The organism is Streptomyces xylophagus (genome assembly GCF_000716435.1).
Taxonomy (GTDB): domain Bacteria; phylum Actinomycetota; class Actinomycetes; order Streptomycetales; family Streptomycetaceae; genus Streptomyces; species Streptomyces xylophagus.
Map to the genome: position 1 here is coordinate 169738 of NZ_JNWO01000015.1, position 18724 is coordinate 188461.

Annotated in this window: 19 protein-coding genes; 11 read left to right on the top strand and 8 right to left on the bottom strand. The window is 70.3% G+C overall.

Going from position 1 to position 18724, the window contains the following annotated elements; translation table 11 throughout:
• The first annotated feature begins 35 nt into the window (after positions 1 to 35).
• Positions 36 to 1001 carry an RNA polymerase sigma factor gene (locus tag OO70_RS30360; protein ID WP_324604883.1) on the top strand — a complete coding sequence of 322 codons (966 nt, stop codon included), beginning with the start codon at positions 36 to 38 and terminating at the stop codon, positions 999 to 1001.
• Between the two features lie 8 nt (positions 1002 to 1009).
• On the opposite strand, the gene OO70_RS30365 is transcribed toward OO70_RS30360, so the two are convergent.
• The 4 genes from OO70_RS30365 to OO70_RS30380 form a co-directional block, all read right to left on the bottom strand.
• Positions 1010 to 1606 (bottom strand): cysteine hydrolase family protein, encoded by a 597-nt coding sequence (locus OO70_RS30365; RefSeq protein WP_043678088.1) that lies wholly within the window; start codon positions 1604 to 1606, stop codon positions 1010 to 1012.
• 34 nt (positions 1607 to 1640) lie between these two features.
• Entirely contained in the window at positions 1641 to 3059 is a 1419-nt protein-coding gene (locus tag OO70_RS30370) for an MFS transporter (protein WP_043678091.1), read from the bottom strand.
• Positions 3056 to 3526: a MarR family winged helix-turn-helix transcriptional regulator gene (locus OO70_RS30375; RefSeq protein WP_051741742.1), complete on the bottom strand. Its 471-nt coding sequence runs from the start codon at positions 3524 to 3526 to the stop codon at positions 3056 to 3058. The genes OO70_RS30370 and OO70_RS30375 overlap by 4 nt, the downstream gene beginning before the upstream one ends.
• Positions 3527 to 3593: 67 nt before the next feature.
• Entirely contained in the window at positions 3594 to 4511 is a 918-nt protein-coding gene (locus tag OO70_RS30380; RefSeq protein ID WP_043678093.1) for an alpha/beta hydrolase, read from the bottom strand.
• A gap of 153 nt (positions 4512 to 4664) precedes the next feature.
• Here OO70_RS30380 and OO70_RS30385 point away from each other — a divergent pair, with 153 nt between their 5' ends.
• Positions 4665 to 5537, top strand: coding sequence for a helix-turn-helix transcriptional regulator (locus OO70_RS30385; RefSeq protein WP_043678096.1), 873 nt, complete (start codon positions 4665 to 4667; stop codon positions 5535 to 5537).
• A gap of 13 nt (positions 5538 to 5550) precedes the next feature.
• Here OO70_RS30385 and OO70_RS30390 read toward each other — a convergent pair whose 3' ends face one another.
• Together OO70_RS30390 and nac are read right to left on the bottom strand one after the other, a co-directional pair.
• The gene (locus OO70_RS30390) at positions 5551 to 6543 is read right to left on the bottom strand and encodes a 2-hydroxyacid dehydrogenase (RefSeq protein WP_043678099.1); all 993 of its coding nucleotides are present in this window, start codon (positions 6541 to 6543) and stop codon (positions 5551 to 5553) included.
• A gap of 111 nt (positions 6544 to 6654) precedes the next feature.
• Positions 6655 to 7569 (bottom strand): nitrogen assimilation transcriptional regulator NAC, encoded by a 915-nt coding sequence (gene nac / locus OO70_RS30395; protein WP_043678100.1) that lies wholly within the window; start codon positions 7567 to 7569, stop codon positions 6655 to 6657.
• Positions 7570 to 7849: 280 nt separating this feature from the next.
• Here nac and OO70_RS30400 point away from each other — a divergent pair, with 280 nt between their 5' ends.
• The 9 genes from OO70_RS30400 to OO70_RS30440 all read left to right on the top strand — a co-directional run bounded on the left by OO70_RS30400 (position 7850) and on the right by OO70_RS30440 (position 16123).
• Positions 7850 to 8632 carry a LamB/YcsF family protein gene (locus tag OO70_RS30400; RefSeq protein WP_043678102.1) on the top strand — a complete coding sequence of 261 codons (783 nt, stop codon included), beginning with the start codon at positions 7850 to 7852 and terminating at the stop codon, positions 8630 to 8632.
• Complete coding sequence (locus OO70_RS30405; protein ID WP_043678104.1) at positions 8632 to 9363, top strand: 5-oxoprolinase subunit B family protein; 732 nt, start codon at positions 8632 to 8634, stop codon at positions 9361 to 9363. Before OO70_RS30400 ends, OO70_RS30405 begins: the two co-directional genes overlap by 1 nt.
• A complete protein-coding gene (locus OO70_RS30410) occupies positions 9356 to 10342 on the top strand; it encodes a 5-oxoprolinase subunit C family protein (RefSeq protein ID WP_043678105.1) in 987 nt (328 codons plus the stop codon). The genes OO70_RS30405 and OO70_RS30410 overlap by 8 nt, the downstream gene beginning before the upstream one ends.
• A 255-nt stretch (positions 10343 to 10597) precedes the next feature.
• Positions 10598 to 11914 carry an MFS transporter gene (locus tag OO70_RS30415; protein WP_043678107.1) on the top strand — a complete coding sequence of 439 codons (1317 nt, stop codon included), beginning with the start codon at positions 10598 to 10600 and terminating at the stop codon, positions 11912 to 11914.
• A 91-nt stretch (positions 11915 to 12005) separates the two neighbouring features.
• Entirely contained in the window at positions 12006 to 12749 is a 744-nt protein-coding gene (locus OO70_RS30420; RefSeq protein WP_043678108.1) for an SDR family oxidoreductase, read from the top strand.
• 4 nt (positions 12750 to 12753) lie between these two features.
• Positions 12754 to 13971, top strand: coding sequence for an aspartate transaminase (locus tag OO70_RS30425; RefSeq protein ID WP_043678109.1), 1218 nt, complete (start codon positions 12754 to 12756; stop codon positions 13969 to 13971).
• 9 nt (positions 13972 to 13980) lie between these two features.
• A complete protein-coding gene (locus OO70_RS30430; protein ID WP_043678112.1) occupies positions 13981 to 14655 on the top strand; it encodes a 4-carboxy-4-hydroxy-2-oxoadipate aldolase/oxaloacetate decarboxylase in 675 nt (224 codons plus the stop codon).
• A gap of 103 nt (positions 14656 to 14758) precedes the next feature.
• The gene (locus OO70_RS30435; protein WP_043678114.1) at positions 14759 to 15406 is read left to right on the top strand and encodes a hypothetical protein; all 648 of its coding nucleotides are present in this window, start codon (positions 14759 to 14761) and stop codon (positions 15404 to 15406) included.
• 117 nt (positions 15407 to 15523) lie between these two features.
• The gene (locus OO70_RS30440; protein WP_043678116.1) at positions 15524 to 16123 is read left to right on the top strand and encodes a sigma-70 family RNA polymerase sigma factor; all 600 of its coding nucleotides are present in this window, start codon (positions 15524 to 15526) and stop codon (positions 16121 to 16123) included.
• 17 nt (positions 16124 to 16140) lie between these two features.
• Here the strand turns inward: OO70_RS30440 and OO70_RS30445 are convergent, their stop codons facing one another.
• A complete protein-coding gene (locus OO70_RS30445; RefSeq protein WP_043678118.1) occupies positions 16141 to 17913 on the bottom strand; it encodes an RICIN domain-containing protein in 1773 nt (590 codons plus the stop codon).
• Positions 17914 to 17952: 39 nt separating this feature from the next.
• Positions 17953 to 18714: a carbohydrate ABC transporter permease gene (locus tag OO70_RS30450; RefSeq protein ID WP_078651633.1), complete on the bottom strand. Its 762-nt coding sequence runs from the start codon at positions 18712 to 18714 to the stop codon at positions 17953 to 17955.
• Positions 18715 to 18724: the final 10 nt, after the last annotated feature.

Below are 18724 nucleotides of genomic sequence, written 5' to 3' on the forward strand. Positions count from 1 at the left end.
CGACGCACGAGGTCCCCGGCAGCACACCGTTAGCGATGCGTCGTCACGGAGGCTTCGGATTCATGGTGCCCCTCAACCACCCCACGGACGAGGAACTCACCCGCAGGGCCCAGGCCGGCGAGTCCGGCGCCCTGGGACTGTTGCTGACGCGTCATCAGGCACCCATGAGGGCAGTCGCGTTGAGCCTGCTCGGCTACGGCCCCGACGCCGAGGACGCCGTACAGGATGCCGCGTTGACCGCGCTGCGGCGCATCGGTGACGTGCGGGAGCCCGCGGCCGTGGGGGCGTGGCTGCGGGCGATCGTGCGGAACTCCGCGCGGATGCGGCTGCGGGCCAACCGGGAGTTGCCCGGGCTCGACGGGCTGGAGCAGGTGCGGTTGCGGGACGACGAGCCGTCGCATCCCGAGCGGTTGATCGAGCAGCACGCGCTGCGGGACTGGATCTGGGACGCGGTGGAGGAACTGCCGCAGCAGCAGCGGCTGGTGCTGATGCTGCGGCACTTCAGCGGGATCACCTCGTACCAGGAGATCGCCGAGGCCTGCGAGGTGCCGGTCGGCACGGTGCGCAGTCGGCTCAACCAGGCCCGGGCGAAGATGGCCAAGGTGCTGCTGTCGACCGCGACCGCGGGCCACGACGACGCTTCCGCGCTCACCGAGGACAGTCGGCAGGAGGCCGAGGTCACGCTGGACGGCGCCATGCGCGGCCAACTGCCGGGCGAGATCCTGGAGTTGTGGCCTGCGGAGACCGAACTGGTCGGCGTCCTCAACAAGGAGGGCGGACGCCTCCATCCCTTCCCGGCGATGCGGAAGACCCGCGACAAGGGCGTGACCCAGCATCTGCGCCATGTCGTGGCCAGCCGCGACATCGCCATCTGGGAGATGGAGGCCGTCAACCCCGCCGGCATCGAGAACCCCTGCCCGCCCACCCTCGCCTGGCTGATGTTCCGGCGGGACGGACGGGTGCAGAGGCTTCGGGTCGTCTTCCCGGGGGCGCCGGCGTGAATGATGTGTCAGACGGAGCGCAGCAGTTCGCGTAGCCCGGCCGTGTCGATGACGTGGGCCCGCGACGGGAACACCTTCTCGACCAGCACCTGGTGGGTCTCGGCGTCGGGGTCGGCGACGCCGTCGGCCAGGACGAAGACGCGGTAGTCGCGGTCGGCGGCGTCCATGACGGTGGACAGGACGACACCGCTGGTGCTGATCCCCGCGAGCACCAGGGTGTCGATGCCCCGGTCGCCGAGCTGCTCGTGGAGGTCGGTGGTGGAGCCGGAGCCGTAGCGGATCTTGCGGACGACGATGTCGCCGTCCTCGGGCGCGATCCGCTCGTCGACCTGGGTGGCGTCGTCCTCGTGGTGCAGCATCTTCGCCGCGGCGACCGCGCTGAAGGACTTGTTGGTCTCGGGGACGGCTGCCCAGTCGTCCTCGGTGAAGGCGACCCGGACGTAGCCGATGGCGCCGCCGGCGGCACGGACGTCGGCGATGGAGCCCTTGACCCGCTCGACGAGGGCGTCGGAGTCGGGAGCCATGGGGACGATCCCGTTCTGGAAGTCCATGACCAGCAGGGCGGTCCGCTCGGGGGTGATCGTGGGGAGGGAGGTGGTGCTCACGCGAGGTTCTCCTAGGTTTTTCGTAGGGGGTCGGTCAGTTGGTCGTGTGGCGGCCCATCAGCCGGCGGTCCAGGACGGTCAGCAGCAGGACCGCGAGGCCCGCGCCGACCAGGACGAGGCCGAGGGTGTGCAGGCCGTGGTCGGTCACGCCGGTGCGGAAGACGATGCCGCCGATCACGGCGGAGGTGATGGTGCCGAGGTAGCCGAAGGTCCGGAACAGCCCGGAGGCGGTGCCTATCTGGTCGGGCGGGGCCTCGAGGTAGAGGGCGGTCTGGTTGCCGACGGTGGTGGTCGCCGAGGCGACGCCGAAGATCAGGGAGACCAGCACGAGCGCGATCGCCGGGCTGTGCGAGGTGAGCAGCATGATGCCGGCCGAGCCGATCAGCATGCTCACCGCCGAGACGATCAGCGGGCCGCGCACCAGGTTGCGGCGGGCGAGCGGGTGCGAGAGCAGCGCGGAGACGGCGCCCATCGGCAGCAGCAGGAGTCCCGCCGTCACCGTGGAGAAGCCGTGCGCGGCCTCCATCCACTGCGTCATGCCGTACATCACGGAGTAGGTGCCGAGCAGGGTGAGCCCCTGCCGCAGATAGGTGCGGGTGAGGGCGCCGTTGGCGGCGAGGCCGCGGAAGTCGAAGAACGGCGCGGCCCTGCGCAGTTCCCACCACACGGTGGGCACCGCGGCCAGCACGAAGACGGCGAGCGCGGTCCAGTCGACCCGGGGGAGGTCCATCAGGAAGATGACCAGCGCGCTCATCGTCAGCGCGAAACCGAGGATGCCGGTCAGGTCGATCCGGTCGGCGACCCTGCGGAAACGCCTGTTCGCGCGGTCGAGCGCGGGGTCCTTGGGCAGCCAGCGCACGGCCATCACCATCGCGATCAGGGTGACCGGGATGTTGATCAGGAACGCCCAGCGCCATCCGGCCGCGCCGACCAGCAGTCCGCCGATCGGCGGCCCTACGGCGGCGGTAGCCATGCCCGCGATCGCGATACCGCCGAGCACTCCGCCCGGCGGGGCGTCGAGACCGGCGTCCTCGGCGCGGCGCCGGATCAGCACCATCGCGCAGGGGAACGCGGCCGAGGTGCCGATGCCGACCAGGACGCGGGCGACGGTCAGCATCGCCAGATTCTGGCCGAGGCCGCCGACGACACCGCCGAGCAGCACCAGCACGATGCCGAAGAGGAAGACCCGCCGCGCGCCGAGCACCTCCGCCAGCTTGCCGGCGGTGGGCTGCGCCACGGCGCTGGCCAAGTACAGCGAGGAGACCAGCGTGGCGGTGCTGCCGACCGAGACATGCAGCTCGGTGGCGATCGGCACCAGCGCGGTCGCGATGATCGAGCTGTTGATCGGGTTGAGGCTCGACCCGACGTAGAGCGGGGTCGTGAAGGTCCAGGAGAACGGCTTGCGCGAGAGACCGCGCGCCGGAGCGGCGGACTCGGTGGCGTCGGCTCTCATATCCGGCCGTCGTCCAGCTCGGCCGTGGCGAGCCGCTCCAGCAGCTCGATTGCCTTCTCTACGTCTTTCCGCTCCTCCGGCGCGACCAGCTGGTCGATGGCCCGGGCCAGGAAGGAGGCGCGGCCCGCGAGCAGCTTGTCGACCAGTTCGGTCGCGGACGGGTCGGCGCTCATCAGCTTCTTGCGGCCGTCCCGCGCGTCCGGCTCGCTGCGGACCAGCCCGGCGGCCTTGAGCACCGCCAGGCTCTGCGCGATGGACTGCGCGCTGACGCGCTCCAGCGCGGCCAGCCGCGCCGCGGTGACCGGTCCCTCCCGCACGACACTCGCCAGCACACCGAGCTGCGTGAGGGTCAGTCCGGTCGCATGCTGACCCGATTCCACGCGCAGCCGTGCGCGGAGCCGGGCCATCGCGTCGTTGAGCCGCTGCGCGGTCACGACGGACTCCTGTGGCGCGGGGTTGGTGTTCATGGTCCCAACGTAAAACTACACAAGTAACTTTGCCAAGTTACTTGTGTAGTTTTCTCTGTCTACTGGATCACACCGCCAGGTGGGCGGCGAAGAAGTCGCCCAGCTTCTCGACGGCGGGCGTCACATACGCGTCCTTGTCATAGAGGTCGACGTGCGAAGCGCCCTCGATCCACGCCAACTCCTTTGTTCCGTACGCCTTTTGGAACGCCTCCACGCTCATCCAGGACGTCACCGCCGCCCGCCCGACGACCAGCAGCAGCGGCCGCGGCGCGATCAGCGCGACGGACGCGAACGCGTCGAAGGCGGCGATGCGATCCACGCTGGTCCAGGTCAGCGCCTTCGCCGAGCGGGGGTGCTGGGCGCGCGGAGTGCAGTAGTACTCCCAGCCCTCGTAGACATGCGGGCCACCCGCGCGCGCCTCCTCCTCGGTGGCGGGGAAGACCGGGAAACGCTGGACGTCCGCACCACGGGCCTCGGCGGTACGGGCCGCGGAGGCGGCGGCCAGCATGCCCTCCACTACGGCCGGGTCCTGAGCGCCGTCCGCGCCGAGCCGGAACTGCCGTGACATGTCTACGGCGCTGACCGCGCCCACGGCCCGGATGCGCGGGTCGGTCGCGGTCGCCGCCAGCGCGTAACCGCCGGAGGCACAGATACCGAGCGCCCCGATGCGGTCGGGGTCGACCTCGTCGTGGGTGGTGAGGAAGGAGACCGCGGCTTTGAGATCCTCGACCCGCTGCCCCGGGTCCTCCAGACCGCGCGGCTCGCCCTCGCTCTCACCCTGGTAGGCGGCGTCGAAGGCGAGCGTGACGAATCCGCGCTCGGCCAGCCGGCGGGCATACAGGCCGGAGGCCTGTTCCTTCACCCCGGTGCCGGGATGCCCGACCACGATCGCGGGACGTGGCGGCCCGGCGGTCTCCCCGTCCGGGGTGTAGAGGTGACCGGCGATCTTGAGACCGGCGCTGGAGAAAGTGACGTCAGTACGCATGGGGAGGCACTCCAGTCGAAGGGGAGAGGGGAGGGGAGCCGGTGTACGGCCATGTCCCCACCGTCACGCCACCCGCCCGCCGCCACCAGGGACGGCTCTGCCTATGCGGTTCTGTACCAGGCACCGCGTCGCCGACCCGACGACACTGGAGCCATGGCAGACCGCGACGCGTCCCCCGAAGGCAATGACCTGGGCGACTTCCTGCGCGCCCGCCGCGCGGACCGCGACCCGCACGAGGCGGGCTTCCCCGACGACGGCCGACTGCGCCGCGTACCCGGACTGCGCAGGGAGGAACTGGCCTTCCTCGCGCACGTGAGCGTCGACTACATCGTCCGCCTGGAACAGGGCCGCACCCGCCGGGGTTCCCGGGCCGTCCTGGACGCACTCGCCGACGCGCTCCAACTCGCACCGGACGAACGCGCCTACCTCTTCACGCTGGCCGAGGTCGCACCGGGAGTGCCCGCCCGGCCGCCCGGACGCTCCGAAGTCGCCCCGCGGCTACGGCAGTTGCTCGACACCATGCACGACGTCCCGGCGATGGTGCTGCACCGGGGCATGGACGTCCTGGCCTGGAACCGCGCGGCCGGCGCCCTCCTCACCGACTTCGGTGCCCTGCCCCCGGTCGAGCGCAACCTGATCCGCCTCACCTTCCTGGACACCGACTTCCGTGCCCTGTACGCGGATTGGCCCCGGGCCGCCCGCGAGTGCGTCGCCGTCCTGCGCATGGAGGCGGGCCGCACCCCGCACGACCCGGCACTTGACACCCTGATCGCCGAACTCGGCGCCCGCGACCCGGACTTCCGCACGTGGTGGGCCGAGCATCAGGTACGGGGACCGCGCCAGCTCACCAAGACGTACGTCCATCCGGTCGCCGGTGAACTCACCCTGGACGTCCAGCAGTTCACCGTCGACACGCACCCGGAGCAGTTCCTCGTCGCGTACACGGCCCCACCGGACTCGCCCTCGCAGGAGGGGCTGCGGTTTCTGTTGCAGTGGGCCGGCCTCACCGGTGCTCAAGCGGGGTGAACGGGGGGAGTGTTCAGCTGCCGACCGGCGTGCCCGCCACCGCCGGACTGCCGGGAAGCGGTGTCCGAGCCGGGCGTTCGGCCAGGACGTCCAGGATGTTGTCGACCGCCAGGTCGACCATCGCGGCCCGGGTCGCCTCGGTGGCCGAGCCGATGTGGGGCAGGGTGATCACGTGCGGCTCGGCGACGAGCGGGGACAACTCCGTTCCCATCGGCTCGCGTTCGAAGACGTCGAGGCCGGCGGAGTGCAGACGTCCCTCGCGGATGGCGTCGAGCAGCGCGGCCTCGTCCACGACTCCGCCGCGCGAGGTGCTCACCAGCGTGGCCGTGGGCTTCATCGCGGCCAGTTCGCGGGCCGAGATCAGATGGCGGGTCTCCTCGGTGAGCGGCACGTGCAGGGACACGACGTCGGAGTCGGCCAGCAGGGCGGCCAGGCCCACCGAGGTCGACAGGTCGTCGTCGGGGGCGTACGGGTCGTGGTGGATCACGCGCATGCCGAAACCGTGGGCGCGGCGGGCCACCGCGCGGCCGATCTGGCCGTAGCCCACCAGGCCGAGGGTGGCTCCGTGGACGTCCATACCGAGGTAGTCGTGCATCCGGAACAGTCCCCAGGAGCCGTCCGCGAGGCTCGCCCCGGCCGCGCCGAGCCGGCGGCGGGCGGCGAGGATCAGCGCGAAGGTGAGGTCGGCGGTGGTCTCCGCGAGGACGCGGGGCGTGTGCGTGACGACGATGCCGCGTTCGGCGGCGGCAGCGCGGTCGACGTTGTCGAAGCCCATGCTGGCCAGCGCGATGACGCGCAGCGAGGGGCCCGCCGCGTCCATCAGGGCGGCGTCCACCGGGTCGTTGCCGAGGGCCAGGACGCCGCTCACCCCGGGGGCGAGGGCGGCGAGATCGGCGGGTTCGGGCTTCTCCGCACCGGGCCAGGCCACCAACTCCGCGCTCTCGGAGAGGCGTCGCAGGCCTTCACCGGGCAGGTTTTCACGGGTGGCGAGGACACGATTCTTCATGTTCTTCTCCAGTGACGAGCCATGTACAGCCATGCATTACCGGCCGGGCGTATTATTCGGGAAACGCTAGCCTCGGCGGTCACCGGAAACAAATAGCGGTTTTGTGTGACGCTATTGGCCGTCCTTATTCTTGTCGGTGTCGATCAGCTCCAGGAACAGATCGTGCACAGCCAGAGCGGGCTCGGAGAGCGGCTGATTGTCCGAGGTCACCACGGACAGTTTCACCGGGATCACGGGTTCCACGATCCGCCGTACGGTCAGGGCGCGGACGTCGAGAATGGCGCGCGCCGCCGACCAGGGCAGGACCGTCGCGCCGAGGCCCGCGTCCACCGCGTTGACGAGTGTCAGCGCCGACTCGACCTCGCCCACCACGTTCAGCCGGAGCGAGGCCTGCTGGAAGGCGGCGTCCACGACCTGCCGGATCGTGTGGATCCGGCTGGGCAGCAGCAGGGGCACGCTCGCCAACTCCTCCAGTCGCACCTCGTCCCGCCCCGACGACGCCGTCTCGCCGGGCGCGCCGATCAGGAACAGGTCCTCCGTACGGACGGGCTCGAACTGCACACCCCGCAGCGGCCCGGCGCCGTAGATGAACGCCATGTCCATGCGGCCCGTCATGATGGCCTCGCTGATCACGCCGCCGAAGTTCTCGTTGATGTGCAGCAGGATGTCCGGGTAGCGCTCGCGCACGCTCTTGAGCAGGGGCAGCGCGAGGGCCGCGCCCAGGCTGTACGGCGCGAGGCCCACCGAGACGCTGCCGGCGGGCGCCCGGCCGGAGACGTCGACGGCGGCCTGCGCGAGGTCCACCTGCCGGAGGATGAGCTGGGCGTGCCGGTACAGCGCCCGGCCCGCCTCGGTCGGGGCGACCCCGCGCTTGCTGCGGATCAGCAGCTGCTGCCCGAACTGCGTCTCCAGGGCTGACAGTTGCTGGCTCAGGGCCGGCTGGGCGATGTGCAGGATGTCCGCCGCGCGCGTGATGCTTCCCGCGTCGATGATCTTGATGAACGAGTAGAGACGCCTGGTGTCCATTGCGCGGGGCCTTCCAGATGGAGCGAAGCCTCATCGTAGGGAGGGATCACTCCGAAGCACAGCCCCGGTGAGTGGAGGGTGTGAGGGGAGTCATAGCCGTTCGCGATAACGCCAGACCGAACGGATATTGGCGATCACGCGACCGGCGGAATAAGTTGAGCGGAACATCCAGCCAGGAACATTCTCCGTTCTGGTGTCACGAAGACGTGATGGCAGCTCCTTCCCCCAGAATTCCCTTTCTTGGAATTCCCCCTTCCCGTATTCTCTCCCGGAGGACGTCATGACCCCCATGGTTGATCTCGTCGCCGATCTCGGCGAGGGATTCGGCGCCTACACAATGGGCGACGACGCGGCCCTTCTGGAGATGCTGACCTCCGCCAATGTGGCCTGCGGATTCCACGCCGGTGATCCGCGCATCATGGACGCGACCGTGCGGACCTGTGTGGAGAAGCAGGTGGCCGTCGGCGCCCACCCGAGCTTTCCCGACCTGGTCGGCTTCGGCCGCCGCGCGATGGACCTCACGCCGGAGGAGGTCCGCACGGACATGCTGTACCAGATCGGCGCCCTCCAGGCCTTCGCCGTCGCCCACGGCACCCGGGTGCACCATGTCGCCCCGCACGGCCGCCTCGGCAACCTGGTCGCCGTCCGCGCCGACTACGCCCGCGCCGTCGTGGACGCCGTAGCGGCCCTGGACGAGTCGCTGATCGTCCTCGCGCAGGACGGCGAACTGGCCGACGCGGCACGCGCCCGCGGACTGCGCGTCGGCATCGTCGGCATCGCCGACCGCGCATACCGCGCCGACGGAACCCTCGTGCCCCGCTTTGAGCCGGGCGCGGTGATCCACGACCCGGACGAGGTCGCCCGGCGCACCCTGCGCATGGTCACTGAGGGAGTCATCCGCAGCGTCGACGGCACGGACATCCAAGTCGCCTGCGACACCGTCCTGTTGCACGGCGACAGCCCCGGCGCGATCGCCCTGGCCGGCCGCATCCGAGAGCAACTCGTCGCCGCCGGCGTCGAGATCACCTCGCTCGACAAGGTCCTGACCGGCAAGGACGCCTAATGAGTAGCGACTTCACCATCGCCGACTGCGGCGACTCCGCCCTCGTCGCCAAGGCCGTGGGCCTGGACGCCGAACCCGCCTGGCGGCTCGTCCACGCCCTCGCCGACGCCCTCAACGCGGTCCGACTCACCGGCGTCCACGACGTGGTGCCCACCTACGACGCCCTCCTCGTCGAGTTCGACTGCGCCGCCACCGACCACGACACCGTCCGCCGAGTCCTGGCGCACGAGGCGGCCCGCCTCGGCCCGCACCCCGCGCCCACCACACCCCCGCGCCGCTTCGTCGTCCCCGTCGTCTACGGCGGCGAGTACGGTCCCGACCTCCCCGAGGTCGCCGCCCAACTCGGCGTGACCGAGGGCGAGATCATCGCCCTGCACTCCGGTTCCGACCTCACCGTGCGCTGTCTCGGCGCACCCGCCGGAGCGCCGATGACGGACGGCCCGCCCTTCCCGAAGCCGGTACCGCGCCTCGCCTCGCCGCGCACCAAGGTCGCCCCCGGCTCGGTCGCGGTAGCGGGCCGACAGGCGGTCATCTGCCCGATGCCCTCGCCCGGCGGGTGGCCGCTCCTGGGCCGCACCCCGGTGCGCGTCCTCGACCTGCACAGCGACCCGATCACCGCGTACCGCCCCGGCGACACCTTCCGGTTCGTGCCCATCGAGCCCCAACAGTGGGACGAATACGCCGACTTGGCCCTGGGGGACTTGGCGAACTCGGTGGTCGGCCATGGCTGACACCCTCACCATCCGCACCGCCGGCATAGTCACCGTGCAGGACCTCGGCCGCGTCGGCCGCTCCCGCTATGGCCTGCCCGCCAACGGTGCCGCCGACCAGCACTCCGCGCGCGTCGCCAACGTCCTGTGCGGCAACGACGACCGCGCCCCGCTGCTGGAGATCACCGCCCTCGACTTCGCGTGCGTTCCCTCCGGCGACATCCTCATCGCGGTGACCGGCGCCCCCGCCGACGTCACCGTCGAAGGAGTCGTACGCCCGCAGTGGGAACCGGTCCCGGTCCGGGCCGGCGAAACCATCAGGATCACCGGCATCCACCGAGGCCTCCGCGTCTACCTGGCCGTACTCGGCTCGTTCGAGGCCGAGTACCTCCAGGGCAGCTGCGCCCCCGACACGATCCTGGGCTTCGGCCCGCCGCTCCGCGCCGGCGACACACTCGCCCTGCGCACGGCCTGCCCGCCCATCGACCACCCGTTCTCCCGCATCCCGCTGTTCCGCCTCAAGGCGCCGGTCCCCCCGTTCCCCACCAGCTGGACCATCGACGTCACCGACGGCCCCGACCGGGCCGAGTTCGGCGACACGGGACAGCGCCTGTTCGACGCCCCCTTCACGGTCACCCCGCGAAGCAACCACATAGGCCTGCGCCTCCAGGGCACGGTGCCCCGCCGCGTCACCCGGGGCGAGGTCCTCTCCCGAGGCGTCCCCATCGGCGCAGTCGAGGTACCCGCGGGCGACGAACTCCTCGTCCTCCACCGAGGCCGCGGCGTCACGGCCGGCTACCCCGTCCTAGCCGTGGTCACCGCCACCGGCCTGTCGGCCCTCGGCCAGGTCCGCCCCGGCCAAACCATCCACTTCCGCCACCGCACCCTCCCCCAGGCGATCACGGCCCACCGCGCACAACGCCAAGCGATAGACGCCCTGAGAACCAGGGTCCGTACGGCCTTCGAGGCCCTACGCATCCGCGCACCCGCGGAGGCCTGATCACGGGGCACTGGCGCGAGTCGGCACCTGACGCCCCGCACCGCTTCACACAGGCCCGCTTACGAAGGGGCGCGGGGAACTGCGCGACAAGCCCCCACCGGCCCGCACGAAACCAGCTCACCCCCGCCGACCCGCCCACAAACCCCACCCGCACCCGCTCACCCCCGCTCACCAGCCTCCCGCCAACCCGCTGGAAGCACCCGCACGGAGCCGCAACACCCCTCATCCCCGCCTCCCACCCAGACAGGAGACGCCATGAGTACCGTGGCCGCTCAATCCGTCCCCAACACGGTCGATCCCAGAACCGCCCGCAAGGTCACCCTCGCAGGATGCGTCGGAATCTTCGCCGAGCTCTACGACAACGGCATCTTCGGCTTCATGGCCGGATCGCTCGCCGCCGTCTTCTTCCCCAACACGGACAACGCGACCGCCGTCCAGTTCGTCTTCCTCGGCTACGCCGTCTCCTTCTTCTTCCGCCCCCTCGGCGCCGTCATCTGCGGCCACCTCGGCGACCGCATCGGCCGCCAGCGGATGCTGGTCTTCGTCATCCTCCTGATCAGCGCCGCCACCGCCGCCATCGGCGTACTGCCCACCTACGCCAGCATCGGCATCGCCGCCCCCGCCCTGCTGATCCTGCTCCGCGTCGCCCAGGGCTTCTCCGTCGGCGGCGAGGCGTCCGGCGCGATGAGCTTCCTCGCTGAGCACGCCCCCGAGGGCAAGCGCGGGCTCTACACCAGCTACGCCCAGATCGCCTCGTTCCTCGCCCTGCTCACCGGCACCCTGGTCGCCGCCGCCATGACCAGCGGACTCGGTTCCGCACGCATGGAGTCCTGGGGCTGGCGCATCCCGTTCCTGCTCGCCGTCCCGCTCGGCATCGCCGGCATCTACATCCGCAAGCGCATCAGCGACACGCCCAACTTCACGCGCCTGAAGGAAGAGGACGGCCTCTCCAAGAACCCCCTCAAGGAGGCCTTCGCCTCCGCCGAGCACCGCCGCGCCATGCTGCTGGCCCTGTTCATCCCCCTGATGAACGGCTCCGGCTACTACGTCCTGTTCAGCTACATGCCCACCTTCATGAGCAGCGAGCTGAACTTCAGCAAGGTCCAGGGCCTTCTCGTCACCGCCTCCAGCCTGGTCGCGATCTGTATCGCCATCCCCTACATGGGCCGCCTCTCCGACCGCATCGGCCGCAAGAAGGTCCTCGCCGGAGCCGCCGTCGCCATGGCGATCGTCGGCATCCCCTGTTACCTGCTGATCGGCACCGGCAACGTGGCCCTCGCCGTCATCGGCGCCTGCATCATGGCGGTGGTGTTCGCCGGCCACACAGGAGTCATCCACATACTCCTCGTCGAACTCTTCCCGACCCGTGTGCGCTACTCCGCCTACGGCCTCGGCTACAACGTCTCCTCCGCACTCTTCGGTGGCACGGCCCCCCTGCTGATGACCTACCTCATCGCGCAGACAGGCAACGTCAACATGCCGGCCTACTACGCCGTCATCACCGCCCTGGGCACACTCCTCGCCGTGTCCAAGGTGAAGGACCGCGCCCACCTGCCGCTGCGCGACGCCTGACAGCACCAGGCACCAAGCACCAAGCACCCACGCATCCCCGCACCCGCACGCCCGTACACCCCCCACCCCGCACAGCAAGGAGCACCTCAGCATGCCCATCTCCGACTACAGGACGGCCCTCGTCACCGGAGCGTCGACCGGCATCGGAGCCGTGGTCGTCGAGCGGCTCACCAAGCGCGGCCTCGAAGTCCACGCCGTGGCCCGCAACGCCGACCGGCTCAACACCCTTGCCGACGAGACCGGTTGCATCCCGCACGCCCTCGACATCACCGACACCGAGGCGCTCACCGCCGCACTGGCCGGCCTGGAGATCGACGTCCTCGTCAACAACGCGGGCGTCTCCCGCACCGGCAACATCCTCACCGCCGACGAGTTCGCCGTCGACGAGCAGATCGCCGTCAACATCCAGGCCGTCCTGCACCTGGTCCGCCTGCTGATGCCCGGCATGGTCGAGCGCGACCTCGGCCACATCGTCAACATCAGCTCCATCGCCGGTGTCTACAACTTCGGCGGCAACACGATCTACCACGCCACCAAGGCCGCCGTGCACACCCTCTCCCGCCAGCTCCGCGTCGACGGCTACGGCCGCCGCGTGCGCGTCAGCGAGATCTGCCCCGGCCGTGTGGAGACGGAGATCTTCGGCCGCCTGCTCGGCGACATGGAGGCCGCCCAGCGCGAGTACTACGACGGCTACGAGTCCCTCAAGCCCGAGGACATCGCCGACGCCATCGAGTTCGCGGTCGACGCGCCCCGGCACGTCAACATCGGCCACATCGAGATCCTCCCCACCTTCCAGGTGCCCGGCGGCCTCAACTTCGAGCGCAGGGAGGGCTGATCACATGAAGACGGCAGAGCGGCTGCGCCGTATCAAGCCCTCACCGAGCACGGCGGCGGCCCAGCGCGTACGCGAGCTGAAGAGCCAGGGCCTCACCATCCTCGACCTGACGGTCGGCGAGCCGGACTTCGACACCCCCGACCACGTCAAGGCCGCCGCGATCCGGGCCATCGAGGCGGGGGAGACCAAGTACACGCCGGTGAACGGCACTTCGGCCCTGCGTGCGGCGATCTCTGGCAAACTCCGTGAGCGCCATGGCCTGGAGGTCCCCGACTCCCGCATCACCGTCGGCGGCGGCGCCAAGCAGGTCATCTTCCTCGCCCTGATGGCCACCCTGGACGAGGGCGACGAGGTCATCGTCCCCGCCCCGTACTGGGTGTCGTACCCCGACATGGTCAGCGCCAACGACGGCACTCCAGTCATCGTCGACTGCCCTGAGGCGGAAGGCTTCAAGCTGACCCCGGAGCGGCTCACGGCGGCCCTCACCGAACGCACCCGCTGGGTCGTCCTCAACACCCCCGGAAACCCCACCGGATCCGCCTACACCACCGACGAACTCCGCGCCCTCGCCCAGGTGTTGCTCGCCCACCCGCACGTCGGCGTCCTCACCGACGAGATCTACGACGAGATCTGGTACGGCGACGAGGACGCCCCGTCCCTCGCTGCCGTCGAACCCCGCCTGGCCGACCGGGTGTTCCTCACCAACGGCGTCTCCAAGACATACGCGATGACAGGTTGGCGTATCGGCTACGGGGTCGGCCCCGCGGACCTGGTGACGGCGATCAACACCCTCCAGTCCCAGACCTCTTCGTGCCCCTCCTCGGTGAGCCAGGCCGCCGCTGCCGCCGCGCTCACGGGACCGCAGGACTTCGTCCAGGACACCGTGCGCGTCTACCGCGCCCGCCGCGACGAGACCGCGAAGCTCATCGGCGACGTTCCGCAGCTCAGCTGCACCGTCCCGGACGGCGGCTTCTACCTCCTGGTCAACTGCCGGGACGCCATAGGCCAGTTGACACCGGACGGCACCCGCATCGAGAACGACGAGGACTTCGCCCGCCACCTCCTCGACAGCCAACAGGTCGCGGTGATCCACGGAACGGCGTACGGCGCCCCCGGCTACTTCCGTATCTCCTTCGCCACCTCGACGGACGTCCTCACCGAGGCCTGCGGACGCATAGCGACGGCGTGCGCCGAACTGACGTCCGCCGCACCCTCCGCCTGAAAGGTCATCATGATCCGCGTCAGCACCAAGTTCGACCGGCCGGAGCCCGCCGTGGTCAAGCAGCTGAGTGAGTTCTCCTCGGCCACCATCCACGAGGCACAGGGCAGGCTCGGGGCGCTGGACTCGGCGATCAAGCCGGTCGACCGCACCATGTCCCTGTGCGGCCCCGCCTTCACCGTCCAGTGCGCCCCGCGCGACAACCTCATGCTTCAGACCGCCATCGCCTACGCCCGGCCCGGCGACGTCGTGGTCGTGTCCGCCGGCAACTACGAGGAGGCCGGCTCCTTCGGCGACGTCCTCGCCAACGCCTGCCAGGCCAAGGGCCTCGCCGGTCTGATCACCGACACGGGCGTCCGCGACACCGAGGACCTGCGCGCCCTGGGCTTCCCGGTCTTCTCCCGCAGCGTCTCCATCAAGGGCACCGTCAAGGAGACCGTCGGCCCCATGTGCGAGCCCGTCACCGTCGGCGGCGTACTGGTCCGCCCCGGCGACATCATGCGCGCCGACGCCGACGGCGTGGTCGTCGTCCGCCGCGAGGATGCCGCCGAGGCGGCCACCGCCGCACAGGAACGGGTCGACGCCGAGGCGGGATACATCGCCGCGTACCGGGCGGGCAAGACCGTGATCGAGATGTGCGGCCTCGCGCCGGTCCTCGCGGCGAAAGGCTTGATCATCGAGGACTAGCGGGCTCGGCCCGACCGCGGACACCGCCCACCGCTGAGTACCGCGCCGGACATTTCCGTACCCCTGCATGTCGAACCGGGTCCGGATGCAAGGATGAGGCGCCATGACAGCAGGGTGGTGTTCTCGCACAGTACGGGCCGCGATGTTCGCGGCCGTCTGTGTGGTGCTCGCCGCCCTGGGCCACGTCCTGATGTCCGGCCGCCACGTGCCCGCGTGGGCGCTGCTCACCGGGCTCGCCGCGACCGGTGCGGCCGGCTGGTCCTTGGCGGGCCGTGAACGTGGGCTCCCCCTGGTAGTGACAGCCGTGGTCGCGACCCAGGCCGCCCTCCACTCCGCGTTCTCCCTCGCGCAGTCCGAGCAGGCGTCCACGTCGATGGGCTCCATGCACATGGGCTCCATGCACATGGATGCCATGGACTCAATGGATATGGGCCACATGGACATGGCCCATATGTCCGACTCGGCTGGCGGCGGCGGTGTGTCGTCGTTCGGCATGTACGCCGCCCACCTGCTGGCCGCCCTGCTCTGCGGGCTGTGGCTGGCACACGGAGAGCGGGCCGCCTTCCGCGTGCTGCGAGCTGTCGCCGGCCGGCTGGCGGCTCCGCTACGACTGCTGCTCGCCCTGCCCGCCCCGCCGGACCGTCCGCGCGTCCGCGGGTGCCGCCCGCGCTCGGACCGGGCGCCGCGGCTTCTCCTTCTCGTCCACACGATCATCTCTCGGGGTCCGCCCATAGGGACGGCTGCCGTCTGACGGCAACCGATCTCCCGAGGCTGCCCGTGCGCGCCTCGGGCCTCGGCCGTACGCCCGCGCCGACTTCGGCGCCGTAGGGCCGTCTCTCCCTTCACGGATGACTGAGAAGGACTTCAGGTGATCACTCCTGCCCTGCCCATCTCGCGCGACACGACGGCGTCGAGCGACGAGTCGGTGACCGACTGGGCGCTCGCCGCCCGCCACGGCGACTCCGCCGCCGTAGAGCACCTCGTGCGCGCCCTGCACCGCGACGTCCTGCGCTACGTCGCCCACCTCTGCGCCGATCCGCAGGCGGTGGACGACCTCGCGCAGGACACGTTCCTGCGGGCGCTCGGCAGCCTGCACCGCTTCGAGGGCCGGTCCTCGGCCCGGACCTGGCTGCTGTCCATCGCCCGCCGCGCGGTGATCGACAGCTACCGCCGGGCCGCCGCCCGCCCGCGCCTGTCCGACACGGCGGACTGGCAACTCGCCGTCGAAATGGCTCAGCCCCAGGGCCTCCCGGGCTTCGACGACGGCGTGGCACTGCTCGACCTCCTCGCCGTCCTGCCGGACGAACGCCGCGAGGCGTTCCTCCTCACCCAACTCCTCGGCCTGCCCTACGAGGAGGCGGCGGAACGCAGCAACTGCCCTGTGGGGACGGTCCGTTCGAGGGTCGCCCGGGCCCGGGCGACCCTCGTGGACCTGCTGGCCGAAGGGGGCGCGGCGCACACTCCCTAGCCGGATTCCCTAGGGGGTCATCGCGCGGTCAGGCTCCACAGGTGGTCGGCCGTCCCGTTGTCGTCCCACTGCAGGACCTGCGCACCGGAGGTGGTGCTCATGTTGGTCACGCCGAGCAGCAGACCGCTGTTGTAGTTGGCGATCTTGTACGTGCCGTCCCCGGCCGGGATCAGCTGCCAGAGGTGGTCGGCGGTACCGTTGTCGCCCCAGATCAGGGCGGTACCGCCGTCCGTCGTGCCGGCGTTGGTGATGCCGAGCAGCAGCCCGCTCGCCTTGTTGGTGATCTTGTAGAGGCCGGAACCGGCGGCCGTCAGCGTCCAGGACTGACTCGTACCGGTGCTCGACGTGGCCTGAACGACCGCCGTCCCCTGGGCAGTCGCGGCCCCCTGCGTGTCCAGGGCCAGCCCGCTGTTCTTGTTCTTGATCTGGTACGTCCCCGCCAGCGAGGTCGAGGTCCCGCTGGGCGTGACGACCAGGTGGTAGCCGTCGGACGCGTTCATCGCGACCGGCACGGTGATCGAGCCGTTCGACACGGTGTAGTCGGCGTCCGAGACGGTGATCGGCGCCGACACGGCCGTCGTCCGCCCCTTCGACGGCGTGTACTCCAGCTTGACGTGCACGGTGCTGCCGAAGGCGGACAACGACCCAAGTCCATTCACCTGTACGGCAGTTGAGCCGACCCCACCCCCGAAGATCACGCTGATCTGCTTCCCGTCACCGGTCAGCGCGGCGGCGCCGTCGATGCCGGTCTGGGCCGGGGGAGTGGTGGTGACCATGTTCCCCGACATGTCGCCGTACCACTTGTAGAGCCAGTACGACCCGTTGGGCGAGCCGCCGGTGTCGGTCAGGGTGTCGCCGAGGGTGCCGTAGTGGTTCCAGAAGGCCAGCTCGGCGTCATGGACGCCGGTCCGCTCGAACTTGGCGACGTAGCCGACCAGTTGGCCGGGGACACCGACCTCGCTCGTCGTGCCGTACTCCTCGATCGAGATCGGGCGCGGGCTGATGCCCAGGCTCGTTTCGAGCGCGCGGTACGCGGCCACGTGCGCGGCGATGCTCTGCGAACCCTGCAGCTCGTGCCAGCTGACGATGTCGGGGACGGTGCCGCTCGCCTTGGCATCGGTGAGGAACGTGCTCATCCAGCTCTGGTTCCACGCCGAGTAACTCGGGCCCTGGATCGGCGTGTTGGCGTCCTTGGCGCGGACCTCCTTGTACGTCGTCGCCCACCCGGCGTCGAAGGCGCCGGCCGCCGAGGTGTCCCAGGTCCAGTCGGGCTCGTTCCACAGCTCGTACGCGCTGACGTTGGTGGCACCGGAGGACTTCACGGACGCGACCTGCTGGTCCACGGCGGACAGCCAGTCGCTCCAACTCACCCACTGGTAGGGGAAGTTCGGATACCAGTCGGGCATCCGGACCACCACCTTGGCACCCGCGCGCGCCGCCTTGGACGCCACGACCAGCGCGTCACCGGCAGGCGCCGGCTCACCGTTGGGCAGTTGGGAGCCGCCCGGCGCCATCTGCACGAAGGTGTTCGGCTTGAGCGGGGTGACCAGGCTGTCGGCAGGGGTGCTCGCGTCGGCCAGGCCGTAGAGGCTGCCAGTCGCCACATGGGTGACCGAGCGCAGGGTCGAGGCCGCGTTGACGACCAGGGTGGTCGCGGAGGTGGGGGCGGCCTGGGCGGGAGTGGCGGTACCGAGGGCTGCGGCGGCCGTGAGGCTCGCGGCTCCGAGGGCCGCGACGAGGCGGCCGTAGTGTGCGGTCTGTCTGGGTTCAGGGTGTGCCGAGCGGCTCATGAAGGCTCCTGAGACGGTGAGTTGGGGTGGTGCGATGGCTCAGTCCTTGACCGCGCCCGCGGTCACGCCGGCGGCCACATAGCGCTGGGCGAGGACGAGGAGTACTGCCGCGGGGACGGACGCGACGACGGCGGTGGCCATGATCGCGTTCCACTCCTGGTTGTTGTTGCCGATGTACTTGTAGATGCCGAGGGTGATCGGCCGCCAACTGCCGCCGCCGTCAAGGGTGTTGGCGAAGACGAAGTCGGACCAGGCCCACAGGAAGCCGAACAGTGAGACCGTGACGATCGCGTTGCGGCTCAGCGGGAGGACGACCGACCGGAAGGTGCGCCAGGTGCCGGCGCCGTCGATGAGGGCGGCCGAGATCAGCTCGCCGGGGATGCCCGACATGAACGCGGTGAAGATCATGACGCCGAACGGCACGGCGATGGTGGAGTCCGCGATGATCAGTCCCCACCAGGAGTTGAGCAGCCCGAGGTCCAGAAAGAAGCCGTAGAAGCCCATCGCCATGACGATGCCCGGGATCATCTGGGCGATCAGAAGAGCCAGGCTCAGGGCGCCGCCGGTGCGCGACCGCAGCTTCGCCAGCCAGTAGCCGGCCGGGGCGGCGATCAGGAGGGTCAGGGCGACCGTGCCGATCCCGATCAGCAAACTCGTGCCCAGGTAGGGGAGTTGGTCGTCGAGCACCGCCCGGTAGCCCTCGAACGTGGGGTGCAGCGGGAACAGGTCGGGCGGGGACTTGCGCATGTCCTGCTGAGGGGTGAGGGACACGTTCAGCATCCAGTACACCGGGAACAACATCAGCGCCGTG

What these genes read in the sequence shown, in the direction of transcription:
- OO70_RS30360 (WP_324604883.1), top strand. Translation starts at nt 36, where the DNA reads ATGCGTCGTCACGGAGGCTTCGGATTCATGGTGCCCCTCAACCACCCC.
- OO70_RS30370 (WP_043678091.1), bottom strand. Translation starts at nt 3,059, where the DNA reads ATGAGAGCCGACGCCACCGAGTCCGCCGCTCCGGCGCGCGGTCTCTCG.
- OO70_RS30375 (WP_051741742.1), bottom strand. Translation starts at nt 3,526, where the DNA reads ATGAACACCAACCCCGCGCCACAGGAGTCCGTCGTGACCGCGCAGCGG.
- OO70_RS30380 (WP_043678093.1), bottom strand. Translation starts at nt 4,511, where the DNA reads ATGCGTACTGACGTCACTTTCTCCAGCGCCGGTCTCAAGATCGCCGGT.
- OO70_RS30385 (WP_043678096.1), top strand. Translation starts at nt 4,665, where the DNA reads ATGGCAGACCGCGACGCGTCCCCCGAAGGCAATGACCTGGGCGACTTC.
- OO70_RS30390 (WP_043678099.1), bottom strand. Translation starts at nt 6,543, where the DNA reads ATGAAGAATCGTGTCCTCGCCACCCGTGAAAACCTGCCCGGTGAAGGC.
- nac (WP_043678100.1), bottom strand. Translation starts at nt 7,569, where the DNA reads ATGGACACCAGGCGTCTCTACTCGTTCATCAAGATCATCGACGCGGGA.
- OO70_RS30400 (WP_043678102.1), top strand. Translation starts at nt 7,850, where the DNA reads ATGACCCCCATGGTTGATCTCGTCGCCGATCTCGGCGAGGGATTCGGC.
- OO70_RS30405 (WP_043678104.1), top strand. Translation starts at nt 8,632, where the DNA reads ATGAGTAGCGACTTCACCATCGCCGACTGCGGCGACTCCGCCCTCGTC.
- OO70_RS30410 (WP_043678105.1), top strand. Translation starts at nt 9,356, where the DNA reads ATGGCTGACACCCTCACCATCCGCACCGCCGGCATAGTCACCGTGCAG.
- OO70_RS30415 (WP_043678107.1), top strand. Translation starts at nt 10,598, where the DNA reads ATGAGTACCGTGGCCGCTCAATCCGTCCCCAACACGGTCGATCCCAGA.
- OO70_RS30420 (WP_043678108.1), top strand. Translation starts at nt 12,006, where the DNA reads ATGCCCATCTCCGACTACAGGACGGCCCTCGTCACCGGAGCGTCGACC.
- OO70_RS30425 (WP_043678109.1), top strand. Translation starts at nt 12,754, where the DNA reads ATGAAGACGGCAGAGCGGCTGCGCCGTATCAAGCCCTCACCGAGCACG.
- OO70_RS30430 (WP_043678112.1), top strand. Translation starts at nt 13,981, where the DNA reads ATGATCCGCGTCAGCACCAAGTTCGACCGGCCGGAGCCCGCCGTGGTC.
- OO70_RS30435 (WP_043678114.1), top strand. Translation starts at nt 14,759, where the DNA reads ATGACAGCAGGGTGGTGTTCTCGCACAGTACGGGCCGCGATGTTCGCG.
- OO70_RS30445 (WP_043678118.1), bottom strand. Translation starts at nt 17,913, where the DNA reads ATGAGCCGCTCGGCACACCCTGAACCCAGACAGACCGCACACTACGGC.
- OO70_RS30450 (WP_078651633.1), bottom strand. Translation starts at nt 18,714, where the DNA reads ATGTTGTTCCCGGTGTACTGGATGCTGAACGTGTCCCTCACCCCTCAG.